Here is a 16,586-nt window from a genome sequence, read left to right as displayed (position 1 = left end):
GGCAAGAATATGGACTATTATAAATTCCTAGAAAAAAGATCAATGAAGCCCGAAAGGCTTGTTAAAATACTTAGCAGTCATGGTACAGTAGTTAGTGTAGAAATAGCTGAAAAAGTGCTGGATCTTGTATATAAATTGAGTAACTTGTCAATGACCGAAACGCTCAAAAATCCACCCGAGCGATACATTACCGCTAATCGAAAGCGCCTTGTAAGACACGAAAAAAAAGCAAAAAACCATGAAAATAGCTGATCTATATGTTAGAGTGAGTACAGACGAACAGGCTGAAAAAGGATATTCTTTAAGGAGCCAAGAAGAAGTTCTAAAAAAATATTGTGAGCTTAATGGCATAAAAGTAAGACAGATTGTAATTGAGGACTTTTCAGCGAAAACTTTCAATCGCCCGGCATGGAAGAAACTGGTTATACATTTGAAAAAACATAAGGGTAAAACAGACCTTTTGCTATTTACAAAATGGGACAGATTCAGTCGAAATACCAGTGATGCCTACCAAACTATTGCAATGCTCAACAAATTGGGCGTTGAACCACAGGCAATCGAACAACCATTGGACTTGAATGTCCCGGAGAACAAGATGATGCTGGCTGTTTATCTCACAACTCCGGAAATTGAGAATGACCGCCGTGGACTGAATACAAAAGCCGGAATAAGACAGGCAAAAAAAGAAGGCAGATGGACAGGGAAAGCCCCTCTTGGATATATTAACAGGACTACTGAGACCGGAAAAAAATATATAGCACTAAAGCAGCCTGAAGCATCAATAATGAAATGGATTTTTGAACAATTGGCGGAAGGAACATATTCTGGAGAACAAATCTTACACTCTGCCAGAGAAAAAGGTTTAACATGCAGCAAAAATAACTTTTATACGATCATAAGGAACCCTATTTATTGTGGAAAGGTCATTGTGCCCAAGTACAAAAATGAAGACGCATTCCTAGCCCAGGGATTGCACGAAGCGATAATATCGGAAACGACTTTTTTTAATGTACAAGAGATCCTTGATGGCAGAAAAAAAGAACTTGGCCAGCCAATAGCTACGCCAGAATCATTGGTATTGCGAGGATTTTTAAAATGTCCTAAATGCCACCGTTCGCTTAGCGGAAGCTCTTCGAAAGGAAAAAGACGACACTTCACCTATTATCACTGCACCTCTGCCTGTGGAATAAGATTTCGTTCGGAACAGGTAAACGAATCATTTATTATAGAATTGCTGAGCTATCTGCCAAAAAACGGCTATCATGAAATATTTGCAGAAACGATAGAGGACGCCTATCAGAATCAGGTGGGTTCTATTTTGGATGAACGAAAACTATACATAAAGCAAATCCAAGAGTTAAATAAGAGGCTGGAAAGGGCGAGGGATTTATTATTGGACAACGAGATAGAAGCTGTAGACTTTAGGGCAATCAAAATCGAATGCAATGAAAAAATAGCAATATTGGAAGCCAAGCTTACCGAAATAAACAGCAAGAATAAGGCAGTCCTTAATATCAGGCCTATTGCAGAGAAAGCAATCGATAACCTGATGAACTTGGATCTATTCTACGAAAATTCGAGTGTTGAAGGCAAAAGATACCTGATTAGTTGTCTTTTTCCTGGAAAAATGGAATACAATGGAGACCGATATCGAACACCTCAGCTAAATGAAATCGCTGAACATATCTACTTGAAAAACAAGGAGTTAGAAGCAAAAAAAATGGGACGAAAATCTTCTGAAAAGACCTCGTCCCACTGGGGGTGGCTGATGGGGCTCGAACCCACGACCCTCGGCACCACAAACCAATACTCTAACCAACTGAGCTACAGCCACCGTGTTTTTTAGTGTCACAAAAGTACGACTTTTAATATTCCTTGCAAATATTTTTTTCAAAGATTTAACAACAAATTTTTAATTAGTTATTATTCAATTATTTGAAACGAAATATTTTTTTCAATCTTGAACTAAACAGCACTTTTCAAAACCAAAAACATAACTTTACAGTCTTTATGATCGAAATTTATACAGACGGAGCAGCAAGTGGAAACCCAGGACCTGGGGGTTACGGCACCATATTACGGGCAGGCAAACATTATAAGGAGTTAAGTGGTGGTTACCGCATGACTACAAATAACCGCATGGAATTACTTGCCGTTATTAAGGGCTTAGAAGCGTTAAAAAGCCTTAACCAGGAAGTGACCGTTTACTCCGATTCGAAATATGTGGTGGATGCAGTGGAAAAAAAATGGGTTTTTGGCTGGGTAACTAAAAACTTCAAAGACAAAAAAAACAAAGATCTGTGGATTCGATTTCTCGAATTATACAAACTTCATAAAGTAAAATTCATTTGGATAAAAGGCCACAACGATCATCCAGAAAATGAACGCTGTGACAGATTAGCGGTTTTTGCTTCTCAAGACAAACAAAACTTAGCCATTGATACTTTTTTCGAAGCAGAACGAAAGAAAGCAACGCTTCTCTAAACAGCACACGGAAAAATTAATCTATTCCACCTACAACACCCATATCCTCCAATTTGGCTTCCACCTGTGTATGAGGAGTTGTAGTTTTATCGGCATAAATTAACATCATTTCCTCTGCTTTCTCTACCATTTTTACCGATCCGATAAATACCGGCACACGTTGGTGCACTTCTGTAGGCTGTATATCCAGTATTCGCTCAAAACCGGTACTCGCCTTTCCCCCAGCCTGCTCGATAATAAAGGCCATTGGGTTACATTCGTAAAGTAAGCGCAACTTCCCTTCCGGTGAACGAGCTGTTGTTGGATAAATGTAAATCCCTCCGTTTATTAAACTTCTGTGGATGTCTCCAACCATAGAACCAATATATCTTGAAGTATACGGACGATCAGAAGCTTCATCTTCTACCTGACAATATTTAATGTATTTTTTTACCCCTTCAGGAAAGTGAACATAATTTCCTTCATTAATGGAATAAGTTACACCAGTTTCCGGAATTTTCATATCCGGATGTGACAAACAAAACTCTCCAATCGATGGATCTAATGTAAAACCATTAACCCCCTTACCCGTGGTGTAAACCAACATAGTAGATGATCCATAAATAATGTATCCGGCTGCTACCTGCTCAGTACCCTTTTGTAAAACATCATCAATACCAGCTCTTCCTTCTAAAGATTTCCTGCGATAAATAGAAAAAACGGTTCCTACCGCAACATTAACATCCGTATTTGACGAACCGTCCATTGGATCGATACAAACAATATACTTTGCATTTTGTGAAACGGGAGATTCGATATGAATGATTTCCTCTTCTTCTTCACTGGCGATAATACAACACTCACCTCCACTGGTTAGTGCAGCAATAAATTGTTGATCAGCATAAACATCAAGCTTTTTTTGCTTTTCGCCCTGAATGTTTGTTGTTCCTACGTGACCGATCATGTCAACCAAACCAGCTTTGTTAATCTCTCGATTTACAATTTTTGCAGCAATCGCAATGTCCCTTAATAACCTCGAAAGTTCACCTTTGGCATAAGGGAAATCTGCTTGTTTTTCTATAATAAATTGTCCTAATGTTTTCACGCCGCAAACCATACTTAGTGTAAATTTTACATTATCTACCTGATAACTCTATAACCTCTAAGGTATGAATATTTTCGTCAGTTATGCAAAAACGAACCAATGTTCTCACTTTATGCCAACCGTGCTTTCCCGCTGCACCTGGGTTAATATGCAAACATTTGATCTTTCCATCTAACATCACTTTTAATATATGTGAGTGGCCGGTAATAAATAATTTTGGCGGGTTAGTGTATATCTCTGGCTTAACAAAGGTAGAGTAACGTCCGGGATAACCGCCGATATGTGTCATCCACACATCTACCTGTTCGCACTGAAACCTATTATGTTCCGGAAATTCATTCCGGATCACAGCATCATCTATATTGCCAAATACACCACGAAGCGGTTTAAACGAAGACAGTTCTGTTGCGACATGAGAACCAAAATCGCCAGCATGCCATATTTCATCCACCTGATCAAAGTGCTTAAATACCGCGTCATCTAAAAATCCATGTGTATCAGAAATTAAACCGATCTTTTTCATTATATAAAGTAAATTGTAAAGCAGTGTGTAAACTTTTGCTCATATCTATTGAAGATTTTTAAAAATTCAGCCTAAATTTTATTTCCGCAATCTATTAAACAACAAATTTGAATTTTATTTTTTGACACAGATATCTCTCGTCATCGACTTATTTCTTTTGTACGATATTATCATTAAATGACATCAAAATGCCAGGAAAAAATCTTTAAGTAATCTCTGATATTCCAGGGTGTGACTTCCTCGCGATTCGTAAATGTAAAAATTGCTTTCATGAAGCAAATCGCCTTCCTTACTTAAACATATGATTTGCCTAAATGGCAATTTGTCTCTATCAGAGCAAATATTAATTCGGGTTTTGAGTTTCATCTGGTATTTCATGGCCTCAACGATCACCTCTTCTGCCTGTTTCAAAGGAAGAATTAACCACAGAGAGCCCTTGGCATCTAAAAGCTGACTTGATTTTTCGACCAATAACCTAAAAAAATTATCGCTTGCGTGTCTTGCCATTCCTTTCCTTACCTCCTCATTTTTCAAATCATTAACAAAAAAGGGTGGATTAGACACAATCAGGTCGAATTTTTCGCTACTTTGATATTCTTCAATGGCTACATGATCAAGATACAATCGACTGTTAAATATGGAGTTTTTAAAATTTTTTTCAGCGGTTTCAGCAGCTTGCAAATCGATTTCTACAGCATAAACATCAGCTTCTGTGAAGCGCTGAGCTAGCATCATCGCGATCACACCTGTGCCTGCTCCTATATCTAATATTTTTTCTGGCCTGTTATGATTAGCCTTCGCAGCAACCAGAACCCCATCGGTATTGATTCGCATAGCACAGCCCGTTTGATCTACTTCGAATTGTTTGAATTTAAAAATGCTCATGGTAGAATATTACTCCTTTAGCGATTGACCCCTACAAAAAAATAAACAATGAGGTGCTTCTAGTTAAGCCTCGTACAATTCTAAAGGCAAGCCATCTGGATCCGCAAAAAAGGTAAATCTTTTACCCGTAAATTCATCAATCCGGATAGCTTCGCTAACAATACCTTGATCACTCAATCTTCCAGTTTCTAGTTTAATATTATCCACTTCAAAAGCCAGGTGCCGTAAACCTTGAGCTTCTGGTCCGGAAGGACGAGCGGGCGGATTTTCAAAAGAAAAAAGCTCAATTTGATAAAAGCCGTTTACCGCTAGATCTAATTTGTAAGATTTTCGTTCCGCCCGATAAACCTCAGCCAGAATGGTAAAACCCAGTTTGTTTACATAAAAGTCTTTTGATTTTTCGTAATCAGAACAAATAATAGCAATGTGATGAATTCGGTTGAACATTTGAAGTGGTGTAGAATGAGTGAATTTTGAATGACAGAATGTAGCAAAGTTGCAGAAAATGATTGAAATTTAAATAGCTCAGGCGCTCTAAATGATTCGCAGTTTTAGCAACTATAATTATTTTACATTTAACCGTCCAAAATTCTCTCATTCAACCCTTCATTCCTTCACTCATTAAATTTAAAAAAGCTATTTTTGCACTTTCAAAAAAAAAGCATGATTCATTTCTTCCTTAGTCAATCGCAAGCGATTTTTGTACTTCAAACAGATAAAGCGCTTTCCCCAGATGATATTACTAAACTTGAATGGTTATTTGGCGGCGCCAAAATTTCGCAAGATGCAGCTTTAAGCGGCTTTTTCGTTGGACCAAGAGCTGCAATGATTACACCTTGGAGTACCAATGCTGTTGAGATTACTCAAAATATGGATATTCAAGGCATCATCCGTATAGAAGAATTTAAAGCAGTTGCTGAAGATTTTTCTGATTACGACCCCATGCTTTCCCAGAAATACGACAAACTTGATCAAAACATTTATACCATCAATATCAAACCTGAACCTATTTTAGAAATCACTGATATTGCTGCTTACAACAAACAAGAAGGTTTATCATTAAGTGATGAGGAAGTTGAATACCTAAATAATCTGGCAAAAAACCTGGAACGACCACTTACTGATTCAGAGGTTTTCGGTTTCTCGCAGGTGAATTCGGAACATTGCCGCCACAAAATTTTCAACGGTAAATTTGTAATTGATGGTGTAGAACAACCAACTTCACTTTTTAAGTTGATTCGCAAAACTTCGGAAGAAAATCCTAACGATATTGTTTCTGCATATAAAGATAACGTGGCTTTTATCAAAGGGCCGAGAGTGCAACAATTTGCACCTAAACGTGCTGATGTCCCTGATTATTACGCTACAAGTAATTTTGATTCGGTAATATCTCTAAAAGCCGAAACGCACAATTTCCCTACAACTGTAGAGCCTTTTAATGGTGCTGCAACAGGTTCTGGTGGCGAAATCAGAGATCGTTTAGCTGGCGGACAAGGCTCATTACCTCTAGCCGGAACTGCGGTTTACATGACAGCGCTTTCGCGTTTGGAAGCAAATCGTCCCTGGGAAAATGGTGTTGAAGAAAGACAGTGGCTGTATCAAACGCCGATGGACATTCTGATCAAAGCATCAAATGGTGCGACAGATTTTGGAAACAAATTCGGTCAGCCACTTATTACTGGCTCGGTTTTAACTTTCGAGCATGAAGAAGATTCACGCAAATTAGGTTTCGATAAAGTAATCATGCTTGCCGGTGGTATCGGTTATGGCAAGGCTAGTCAGGCACAAAAACAAAAACCACAGGAAGGAGATAACATTGTTGTTCTCGGTGGTGAAAATTATAGAATTGGAATGGGTGGTGCAGCCGTATCATCAGCTGATACCGGCCAGCATGGATCAGGCATCGAATTAAACGCCATTCAACGTTCCAACCCGGAAATGCAAAAACGTGCTGCAAACGCTGTACGTGGCATGGTAGAAAGCGAAGAGAATTTCATTGTTTCTATTCACGATCACGGTGCAGGCGGACACTTAAACTGTTTATCAGAATTGGTGGAAGAAACAGGTGGTTTGATCAATCTTGATAAATTACCTGTTGGCGACCCTACCCTATCTGCTAAAGAAATTATCGGCAACGAATCTCAGGAAAGAATGGGATTGGTAATCGGCAACGAACATATTGAAACTTTACAGAAAATTGCCGATCGCGAACGCTCTCCAATGTACAACGTTGGAAAAGTAACTGGCGATCATCGCTTTACTTTTAAATCGGAAACCACAGGTGCTAAACCAATGGATTTTAAGCTTAAGGATATGTTTGGCAGCTCCCCGAAAATTGTAATGGAAGATCAAACGATCGACCGTAAATATGAATATCTAAGTTATCAAAAAGCGGAACTGAACACTTATTTAGAGCAAGTTTTACAATTGGAGGCTGTGGCATCGAAAGATTGGTTAACCAACAAAGTTGACCGTTGTGTGGGTGGCCGCGTAGCAAAACAACAAACTGCAGGTCCATTACAATTGCCTTTAAACAACTGCGGGGTAATGGCATTGGATTTTCAGGGCAAGGAAGGAATTGCAACTTCGGTTGGTCATGCTCCACTTTCGGCTTTAATTGATCCGGCTGCTGGTAGTCGCAATGCGATCGCAGAATCACTATCAAACATCGTTTGGGCTCCATTAAAAGATGGTTTAAAAAGCGTTTCGCTTTCTGCCAACTGGATGTGGGCCTGTAAAAATGAAGGTGAGGATGCCCGTTTATATGCTGCCGTTAAGGCATGTTCGGAATTTGCTATTGATTTAGGAATCAACATCCCGACAGGGAAAGATTCACTTTCAATGAAACAGAAATACAAGGATGGTGATGTAATTGCACCAGGAACAGTAATTATTTCTGCAGGCGCAAACTGCGATGATATTACTAAAGTGGTGGAGCCAGTACTTCAAAAAGATGGCGGTTCAATTTATTATATCAACCTTTCTAATGATACCTATAAACTTGGTGGGTCATCCTTCGCACAGATATTAAACAAAATCGGCACTGAAACACCAGATATCAAAGATGCGGGTCAATTCTCAAAAGCATTTAACGCCATTCAACAGCTAATTAAAGAATGTAAAGTGCAATCCGGACATGATATTGGCAGCGGTGGTTTAATTACTACCTTACTGGAAATGTGTTTTGCAGATCGCGATTTAGGTGCATCAATTGATTTAACTGCCTTAAACGAGCAAGATATTATCAAGTTACTATTTGCGGAAAATATCGCGATTGTTTTTCAAGCGGATTCATCAGTAGAAAGCACTTTAACAACCGCCGGTGTAACTTTCCATAAAATCGGGGAAGTGAATTCATCAGCTACGCTGGAAGTAAAAAATAAAGCTGATAGTTTCAGTTTTGATATTGATCATCTACGTGATGTTTGGTTTAAAACATCTTACTTATTAGATAGCAAGCAGACAGGAAATGGATTAGCGAAAGAACGTTATGATAATTATAAAAATCACGTTTTAAAATACAGTTTTCCATTACAGTTTGATGGAAAGAAACCGGTAATTGATTCCTCTAAACCTCGTCCAAAAGCGGCGATTATCCGCGAAAAAGGAAGTAATTCTGAGCGTGAATTAGCCAATGCAATGTATTTAGCTGGTTTTGATGTAAAAGATGTGCACATGACGGATTTAATTACTGGCAGGGAAACATTAGAAGATATTCAGTTTATTGGTGCCGTTGGTGGTTTCTCTAACTCTGATGTTTTAGGATCGGCAAAAGGCTGGGCAGGCGCATTTTTATACAATGAAAAAGCGAGAGTAGCACTGGAGAAATTTTTCGCCCGCCCTGATACTTTATCTGTTGGTATTTGCAATGGTTGCCAATTATTTGTAGAGCTTGGTTTAATTAACAAAGATCATGAAGACAAGCCAAAAATGTTGCACAACAAAAGTGGCAAACACGAAAGTATTTTCACTTCATTAACGTTACAAGAAAACAATTCGGTGATGTTATCAACTTTGGCCGGCAGCACCTTAGGCGTTTGGGTATCGCATGGCGAAGGAAGATTCTCTTTACCATATGCAGAAGAAAAATATAAAATTGTAGCTAAATATGCTTACGAAACGTATCCGGCAAGCCCCAACGGTTCGGATTATAACACCGCGATGATGTGTGATGAGACAGGTCGCCATTTGGTGATGATGCCACACATTGAACGTTCTTTATTCCAATGGCATTGGGCAAACTATCCGGCTGGCAGAAAAGACGAGGTTTCGCCATGGATGGAAGCTTTCGTAAATGCCAGAAAATGGATTGAAGAAAAGGCATAGGGTTAGCCATATTTATTTATACAAAAAGCTTGGGTTTTACTCAAGCTTTTTGCGTTTATGCTATTTTGATACGGCTATTTTGTTCGTCATTCCCGCGAAGGCGGGAATCGTAAAGCGAAAGTAAATCTTTAAACGCAGTATTTATACAGAACAAAGACCTGGATTTTCATCCAGGCCTTTAACCAATCATCCATCACACCTTCCTATTTTGAGCGCTAAATATTAACTGATCCCACTGCCTTACATTAAATTAAAATTAATCGGCATGTTATATCTCACCCTAACTGGAATGCCTTTATTTTTTCCGGGTTTCCACAAGGGTGATTTCTTGATTACTTTCATTGCCTCTTCATCGCAGCCAAAACCGATGCCTCTAAGTACCTTCACATCAGTGATCGAACCATCCTTCTCTACCACGAAACTTAAAAACACCTTACCTTGAATACCATCCTCTTGCGCTTGTGAAGGATAGCGTAGGTTACGCTCCATGTATTTGGTAAAAGCTTTCATGCCGCCGGCAAATTCTGGATATTCATCTACCCCACCTCCTGTATAAATCTCTTTATCCTCTCCAGCTCCAGCAACCTCTTTTTCTAATCCGCTGCCATTACCATTTAAAGAAGGAGTTACCAGGGTTAAATTCGGTTTGATTTCACCATCCTGAGTTACATTGCTCACTACAGCATTTTGAATCTCTTTAATAGTTGGTGGATCTTTAATTTCAGTTTTATCAACCACCACAATATTCGAAGTCATTTTAACTGTTTTTACTTTCACTGGCTCTGATTTCGCCGGCTCCACTTTTTTTTCTGGCTCTGGCTTCTTCATCTCATGAATCACATCACTTAAATCAATAACTTTTGGAGGGACAATAACTTCTACCACCGTTGGAAATATTTTGCTATACACTAAAGGAGCAAAGGCAAGCAATAAAAAAAGACTTACGGATAGCAATAATGCCCGGGTCATGATTTTTGACGATTTAGACCTTAACTCATAAGCACCATAAGTTTTGTTTCGGTTTGCGAATACAAGATCGAGCCACTCGGTTTTGTACACATTGATTGAGGAGTTGAACATAGCTATTGATTTTTATAGCATGATGTAGCAAATTTCACAATTCCATAAACCAACTGAAAATTCCACTTTCTTTACGAATAATGAAAAATTCCATTTGAAAAACATTTTTTTATTTCATTTTCAATAAAATTGCTCTAAAACTTACGATTGTTTTATAAAAAACAATAAAATATACTATTTTTGACAAAAAACATAACAAATTAATGAAAAGCTTAAGAACCATCGCATTAAAAGAGGCTCAAAACAGAATTTCGCCAGAAGTAAAATCACCATCTGCAAAAATTTCTGATTTTTTTGGCGCTAATGTATTTGATAAGAAAAAAATGAGAGATTTCTTATCTAAGGACGTGTATGAAAAATTAATCTCATCTATTAATCAAGGTGAATTAATTAATTCTGACGATGCTAACCAGATCGCAAATGCAATGAAAGCATGGGCTATGGCTGCTGGAGCAACGCATTACACTCACTGGTTCCAACCATTAACAGGTACAACTGCTGAAAAACACGATTCATTTTTTGAGCCAAGTGGCGAAGGTGCTATAGAAAAATTTGCTGGAAGTGCTTTGGTTCAACAAGAACCGGATGCATCAAGTTTCCCTAACGGGGGTATCCGTAATACTTTCGAAGCTCGTGGTTACACTGCATGGGATCCATCATCTCCAGCATTCATTATGGAAAGCAAAGCAGGTAAAACACTTTGTATTCCTACCGTTTTCGTATCCTACACTGGTGAGGCTTTAGATTATAAAGCTCCATTATTAAAAGCATTAGCTGCACTTGATAAAGCCGCTGTTGATGTTTGCCAGTATTTTGATAAAAGCATCACTAAAGTAAATGCATCTTTAGGTATTGAGCAAGAATATTTCCTGGTTGATGAATCATTGTTTAATGCCCGCCCGGATTTATTGTTAACTGGTCGTGCTTTATTCGGACACATGTCTGCTAAAGGCCAACAGTTAGAAGATCATTATTTCGGATCAATTCCTGAGCGTGTTTTCACCTACATGGTCGATTTCGAAAATGAAGCCCTAAAATTAGGTATTCCTTTAAAAACCCGTCACAATGAGGTTGCACCTTCTCAATTCGAATGTGCTCCTATTTATGAAGAAATAAACCTGGCCATCGATCACAATCAATTATTGATGGATTTGATGGAAAAAGTTGCTCGTCGTCACCATTTCCGTGTTTTATTACACGAAAAACCATACGCTGGCATCAACGGTTCAGGTAAACACAACAACTGGTCGTTAATTACTGATACTGGTAAAAACTTATTGGCTCCAGGCAAAACGCCTAAAAACAACTTAATGTTTTTAACTTTCTTCGTAAACACGATTAAAGCAGTAAGCGAACATGCAGATTTATTACGTGCGAGTATTGCTTCAGTAAGTAATGATCACCGTTTAGGTGCTAACGAAGCGCCGCCAGCAATTATCTCAATCTTCTTAGGTTCTCAATTAAACGATGTTTTAGATGAAATTGAGCACTCACGCATCAGCAAAAAAATTAAAGAAGATAACGCACTTTGGTTAGGTATCCCTAAAATTCCACAAATTTTGTTGGATAATACCGACCGTAACCGTACTTCACCTTTTGCATTTACAGGTAACAAATTCGAGTTAAGAGCAGTTGGTTCTTCAGCTAACTCTTCGGCTCCAATGACGATCTTAAACGCAATTATGGCTGAGCAATTGGTTAAATTCAAAGCTGAAGTTGATAAATTGATCAAAAAAGGCGATAAAAAAGACATCGCTTTATTAACGGTAATCAAAAAATACATCAAAGAATCCAAATCAATTCGTTTTGAAGGTAATGGCTACAGCCAGGAGTGGGAAGATGAAGCTGCAACACGTGGTTTATCAAACATCAAAACTACACCGAAAGCTTTAGATGCTTATTTAACTGAGAAATCTGCAAGTTTATTTGAAAGTACAGGAATTTATAGCAAACGTGAAATCCATGCCCGTCATGAAATCATGTTAGAGAATTTCTACAAAAAACTACAAATTGAAGCTCGTGTAATGGGCGAAGTGGCAAATACTGCCATCATTCCTGCTGCAATTGCTTACCAAAATTCTTTAATCGAGAATGTAAAAGGGTTAAAAGAACTTGGTGTAGAAAGCAAATCTTCTCTTGACATCGTTAAAAAACTTTCTGAGCATTTAGACATCGTTAAAACCAATATCGACGCGATGTTAGAAGAACGTAAAGTAACCAACAAAATTGAAGACACTCGTGAGAAAGCAATTGCTTACGATGAGAAAGTTAAATCTTACTTCGATACTATCCGTTACCATGCTGATAAATTAGAGCAAATTGTTGACGATAGCGTTTGGCCTTTACCAAAATTCAGAGAATTGTTATTCATGAAATAGATTTTAAGCCGGAAGGTTTAAGGTATAGGGCGTAAGGTGTAAACTTTACGCCCTTTTTTTTGATCATGATTTTTTGGATTTAAGGATTTTATGATCGTTCTCTTTAACATTGGCGTTTTGTTTAGCCCCACGTATTGATGAACTTGATTCAGCATCTTTCATGTCTTATGCCCAACGCTTGTTCGTGCTATCAAGTTCCTGAAACAAGTTCAGGATGACGGCCGTTTATAGTTAGTTAATATAAACGAACAAAACTAAAATTTTAACCACCAAAAACTTCTGACTCCCGACTTCTGACTCCCGACTTTTTCCCTTATCTTTGCGCCAACATGAGTGATAACAGGTACAATCAACGTGGCGTTTCTGCCTCAAAAGAAGATGTGCATAATGCCATCAAAAATATCGACAAAGGAATTTTCCCGAAAGCATTCTGCAAAATCATTCCTGACGTTTTAAGTGGCGATGAAGATTTTTGTAATATCATGCATGCCGATGGTGCCGGAACAAAATCATCTCTGGCTTATGTTTATTGGAAAGAAACAGGAGATATGTCCATCTGGAAAGGCATTGCCCAAGATGCAATCATCATGAATATTGATGATTTGATTTGCGTGGGCGCCACTGATCAGATCCTCTTATCATCTACCATCGGACGAAATAAAAACTTAATACCTGGAGAAGTAATTGCTGCTGTAATTAACGGTACAGAGGAAATTCTGGCTGATTTAAGGGAACAAGGAATTTCTATTTATTCTACAGGCGGCGAAACTGCCGATGTTGGCGATTTAGTAAGAACGATTATCGTAGATTCTACGGTAACCTGCCGCATGAAACGTGAAGATGTAATCAGTAATGATAACATTAAACCGGGTGATGTAATTGTAGCTTTAGCTTCTTACGGACAAGCAACCTACGAAACAGAATACAATGGAGGAATGGGTTCTAACGGATTAACCTCTGCTCGTCACGATGTTTTTGAGAAATCTGTTGCCAATAAATATCCTGAAAGTTTCGATCCTGCTGTACCTTTTGATTTGGTTTTTTCAGGTCAAAAGCAGCTAACTGATGAGATTGAAATTGAAGGTTTCGGTAAAACTACTGTTGGCAAACTCGTTTTATCTCCTACACGAACTTACTCACCGGTGATTAAGAAAATATTATCACAATACCGCAAACAAATTAATGGAATTGTTCATTGCAGTGGTGGTGCTCAAACAAAAGTACTCCATTTTATCAACGATGATATCCATGTGATTAAGGACAATTTATTTCCTATTCCACCCCTATTTAAACTCATCCAAGAACAATCTGGTACAGATTGGAAAGAGATGTATAAAGTTTTTAATATGGGTCATCGCATGGAATTATATGTTCCACAAGAAATTGCAAGAGATATTATAGAGATTTCAAAAAGCTTTAACATTGATGCGCAAATTATTGGTCGCGTTGAAAAAGGTAACCAAAAACAGGTTACCATCGAAAGTGAAAAAGGAACTTTTATCTATAATTAAGAAATAGCTAACCATGGCGCTTGAAAAATCAAGCGTCATTTTTGTTTTCTTTAAAATTGTAATTTTACAGCCATTGATAAATTATAATTTTTATCAAGATTTAAATTAAACTTCCAATTCAAATCCAGCCTCAAATTTTGCATCGTAAACTTTAAAACAAATCAACCATTCGTCTTTAACAAGTTGAGGAATAAAATCACGGAAAATCTTTTCAAAAGAATGAAATTCGATATTGGGTTTAGCAACAATAAGATACATAGATTCTGATTGAACAATAACCTCTTCTACCCACATTGGCCAACGATCTTTAATCAGTTTGGGTAATTTTAGAAACTGTTGTCCTTTTAAAAATTTGCCGATTGATTGTACAAATTGTTCATCAAGTTTTTGGTCGCTCAGGTTTCGCCAATATCCGTTAATCAATTCTATCTGACCCAATATTTCATCATCATTTAAAATTATAAATGATTGCTGGTTTTCTTCCTGTAGCAAGAGATAGGCACAGAAACCTAAACTTTCAGTTGGGTCTTCATGAATATAATGAAGCTTAATCATAATGAAGGGTTAATAATATTTCTAAAGGTGAGGTTAATTCTGGGTTTCATATATAGTTTAGATTTCGCAATCCGATGATCCCACTTTTGCTGTAAATCACCTTTCATCAAAAGCAATGAGCCATGTTCTAATTTAATAGAATATTTTTCTGAGTGGTTTGCTTTTAGGCGAATATCAAAAGACCTAACCTGTCCAAAAGACAAAGATGCAATCACAGGATGAGAGCCCATTACGGTTTCATTATCACTGTGCCAGGTTACAGAATCCTGCCCATCTCTATAATAATTAAGCAATACCGAATTAAAGGTGATGCCGGCAGCAGGTTCCACCATAGATTTTAGCTGCAATAGTTCATCAGTCCAACACAAAGGAATCGATTTACCTAATGCTGTATAATCCAACTGCTCTGCATCCCCATACCAGGCAGATAACCTTGGCGTAGTAATCTCTTTATCGTAATACCGCACTACTTTTTGTATCCATGGTGTATTCTCTATTAAATGAATTAAAAGTGAATCGCTTTCCGTTTTCCCAATAAAGTTGTTTTTATAGGTTAGAATATCCGATGGCAAGCCAATGGATTGTCCTGCTTCAGCAAAAAAACTTAACTGTTCCATAACGCCTACAAAGGTGCAAAACTTTTTATAAATTACTAATATTTTTAGCATTATATTTGCCTTTACTAAATTCAAAACAGGAGGTTGATTATGGTAAAGGAATCTAAACGGCACTTAATTGAAGATTTAAAGAAACAAATTTTAGGTTTGCAGGGCTATAGCGTATTAAGCATTCAAGAAAATAGTTTACCTAAATTGAGTTTGTTTGCAAATGCATTTCCGAATAAAAATTTTCCATTGGAGGGCATTCATGAATTTATTGCCATTGAAACCGAAGATACAGCGGCAAGTGTTGGCTTTATAAACGCATTACTTTCTGCATTAATGGAAACCGGTAGTCCATCAATCTGGATTAGCAGTTCCAGAAATCTTTTCCCCTCAGCCATGCAGCGTTTTGCATTAAAACCAGATCAGATTATTTTTATCGATCTCAATCATCAAAAAGAAATATTATGGGTTTTAGAAGAAGCCTTAAAATGTGAAAACTTAAGCGCTGTGGTCGCAGAAATTTCTGAGCTTAGTTTTAGCCAATCTCGCCGGCTACAATTGGTAATTGAAAAAAGCAAAGTACCTGCTTTTATTTTACGAAATAACCCACAGCAGGTTAACAACACCACTTGTTTGGCCCGATGGCAAATTAAGCATTTACCCAGTTTGTTGCCCGATGGCATGCCTGGCGTAGGTCATCCTTCCTGGTCGGTAAATTTACTTAAAGTTAGAAATGCACAGCCTGCAAGTTTTGAGGTGGCCTGGAACGGTACTACATTTCAACACCTCAACCAGGTTCAAAAAGTTCTTCAACCTCTTAAAAAACTTCAGGCAAGTTAGTATGGAAAAGCGTTTTGCAAGTATATGGTTTCCGTTTTTACTAACGGACTGGCTTTGTATCCTCCGTCCGGAGCTAAAAAAATGCGCTTTCGTTTTTACGGCGCCGGTACACGGTCGCGTTATAATTACCGCCGGTAACGCTTTAGCAGCAAGACAGGGCATACAAGTGGGCATGCCTTTGGCTGATGCCCGGGCACTGGTACATGAGATTGAGGTTTTTGATGATAAACCTGACCGGAATATCAAACTTTTAAAGGACTGGCAGAGTGGTTCATCAGGTTTACGCATTGGGTAGCCATTGATGCTCCAGATGGA

The 16,586-nt window shown here is 38.0% G+C and carries 13 protein-coding genes, 1 tRNA gene and 1 pseudogene; 7 read left to right on the top strand and 8 right to left on the bottom strand.

Annotated features, from left to right (window positions below):
• Nucleotides 1-238 precede the first annotated feature (238 nt).
• Nucleotides 239-1,192, top strand: a pseudogene (locus OQZ33_RS24305) (recombinase family protein); the annotation flags it as partial.
• Nucleotides 1,193-1,760: 568 nt separating this feature from the next.
• On the opposite strand, the gene OQZ33_RS11315 reads toward OQZ33_RS24305, so the two are convergent.
• Nucleotides 1,761-1,834, bottom strand: a tRNA-His gene (locus OQZ33_RS11315).
• A 176-nt stretch (nt 1,835-2,010) separates the two neighbouring features.
• On the opposite strand from OQZ33_RS11315, the gene rnhA reads away from it, so the two are divergent.
• Nucleotides 2,011-2,484, top strand: a complete 474-nt coding sequence (gene rnhA / locus OQZ33_RS11310; RefSeq protein ID WP_265799135.1) for a ribonuclease HI — start codon at nt 2,011-2,013, stop codon at nt 2,482-2,484.
• Nucleotides 2,485-2,500: 16 nt separating this feature from the next.
• On the opposite strand, the gene fbp is transcribed toward rnhA, so the two are convergent.
• The 4 genes from fbp to OQZ33_RS11290 all read right to left on the bottom strand — a co-directional run bounded on the left by fbp (nt 2,501) and on the right by OQZ33_RS11290 (nt 5,423).
• Nucleotides 2,501-3,580: a class 1 fructose-bisphosphatase gene (gene fbp, locus OQZ33_RS11305; protein ID WP_265799134.1), complete on the bottom strand. Its 1,080-nt coding sequence runs from the start codon at nt 3,578-3,580 to the stop codon at nt 2,501-2,503.
• A 19-nt stretch (nt 3,581-3,599) separates the two neighbouring features.
• Nucleotides 3,600-4,091 carry a metallophosphoesterase family protein gene (locus tag OQZ33_RS11300; protein ID WP_265799133.1) on the bottom strand — a complete coding sequence of 164 codons (492 nt, stop codon included), beginning with the start codon at nt 4,089-4,091 and terminating at the stop codon, nt 3,600-3,602.
• Nucleotides 4,092-4,274: 183 nt separating this feature from the next.
• A complete protein-coding gene (locus tag OQZ33_RS11295; protein WP_265799132.1) occupies nt 4,275-4,976 on the bottom strand; it encodes a tRNA1(Val) (adenine(37)-N6)-methyltransferase in 702 nt (233 codons plus the stop codon).
• 63 nt (nt 4,977-5,039) lie between these two features.
• Nucleotides 5,040-5,423 (bottom strand): VOC family protein, encoded by a 384-nt coding sequence (locus OQZ33_RS11290; protein WP_265799131.1) that lies wholly within the window; start codon nt 5,421-5,423, stop codon nt 5,040-5,042.
• A gap of 141 nt (nt 5,424-5,564) precedes the next feature.
• On the opposite strand from OQZ33_RS11290, the gene purL reads away from it, so the two are divergent.
• On the top strand, nt 5,565-9,302 hold the full coding sequence (purL, locus tag OQZ33_RS11285; protein WP_265799290.1) for a phosphoribosylformylglycinamidine synthase: 3,738 nt from the start codon (nt 5,565-5,567) through the stop codon (nt 9,300-9,302).
• A gap of 240 nt (nt 9,303-9,542) precedes the next feature.
• Here purL and OQZ33_RS11280 read toward each other — a convergent pair whose 3' ends face one another.
• Nucleotides 9,543-10,382 carry an energy transducer TonB gene (locus tag OQZ33_RS11280; protein WP_265799130.1) on the bottom strand — a complete coding sequence of 280 codons (840 nt, stop codon included), beginning with the start codon at nt 10,380-10,382 and terminating at the stop codon, nt 9,543-9,545.
• Between the two features lie 203 nt (nt 10,383-10,585).
• Here OQZ33_RS11280 and OQZ33_RS11275 point away from each other — a divergent pair, with 203 nt between their 5' ends.
• Nucleotides 10,586-12,760, top strand: a complete 2,175-nt coding sequence (locus tag OQZ33_RS11275; protein ID WP_265799129.1) for a glutamine synthetase III — start codon at nt 10,586-10,588, stop codon at nt 12,758-12,760.
• 329 nt (nt 12,761-13,089) lie between these two features.
• Nucleotides 13,090-14,271 carry an AIR synthase related protein gene (locus tag OQZ33_RS11270; protein ID WP_265799128.1) on the top strand — a complete coding sequence of 394 codons (1,182 nt, stop codon included), beginning with the start codon at nt 13,090-13,092 and terminating at the stop codon, nt 14,269-14,271.
• 105 nt (nt 14,272-14,376) lie between these two features.
• On the opposite strand, the gene OQZ33_RS11265 is transcribed toward OQZ33_RS11270, so the two are convergent.
• Nucleotides 14,377-14,826 (bottom strand): hypothetical protein, encoded by a 450-nt coding sequence (locus OQZ33_RS11265; protein WP_265799127.1) that lies wholly within the window; start codon nt 14,824-14,826, stop codon nt 14,377-14,379.
• A complete protein-coding gene (locus OQZ33_RS11260; RefSeq protein ID WP_265799126.1) occupies nt 14,823-15,494 on the bottom strand; it encodes an alpha-ketoglutarate-dependent dioxygenase AlkB family protein in 672 nt (223 codons plus the stop codon). The genes OQZ33_RS11265 and OQZ33_RS11260 overlap by 4 nt, the downstream gene beginning before the upstream one ends.
• A gap of 39 nt (nt 15,495-15,533) precedes the next feature.
• On the opposite strand from OQZ33_RS11260, the gene OQZ33_RS11255 reads away from it, so the two are divergent.
• Both OQZ33_RS11255 and OQZ33_RS11250 read left to right on the top strand, forming a co-directional pair.
• The gene (locus tag OQZ33_RS11255; protein ID WP_265799125.1) at nt 15,534-16,271 is read left to right on the top strand and encodes an ImuA family protein; all 738 of its coding nucleotides are present in this window, start codon (nt 15,534-15,536) and stop codon (nt 16,269-16,271) included.
• 1 nt (nt 16,272) lies between these two features.
• On the top strand, nt 16,273-16,566 hold the full coding sequence (locus OQZ33_RS11250; protein WP_265799124.1) for a hypothetical protein: 294 nt from the start codon (nt 16,273-16,275) through the stop codon (nt 16,564-16,566).
• The last annotated feature ends 20 nt before the right edge of the window (nt 16,567-16,586 follow it).

It is taken from the genome of Pedobacter sp. MC2016-05 (genome assembly GCF_026239735.1).
Lineage (GTDB): Bacteria > Bacteroidota > Bacteroidia > Sphingobacteriales > Sphingobacteriaceae > Pedobacter.
The sequence above is the reverse complement of the archived record's forward strand: the minus strand, read 5'-3'. Positions and strand labels throughout refer to the sequence as shown.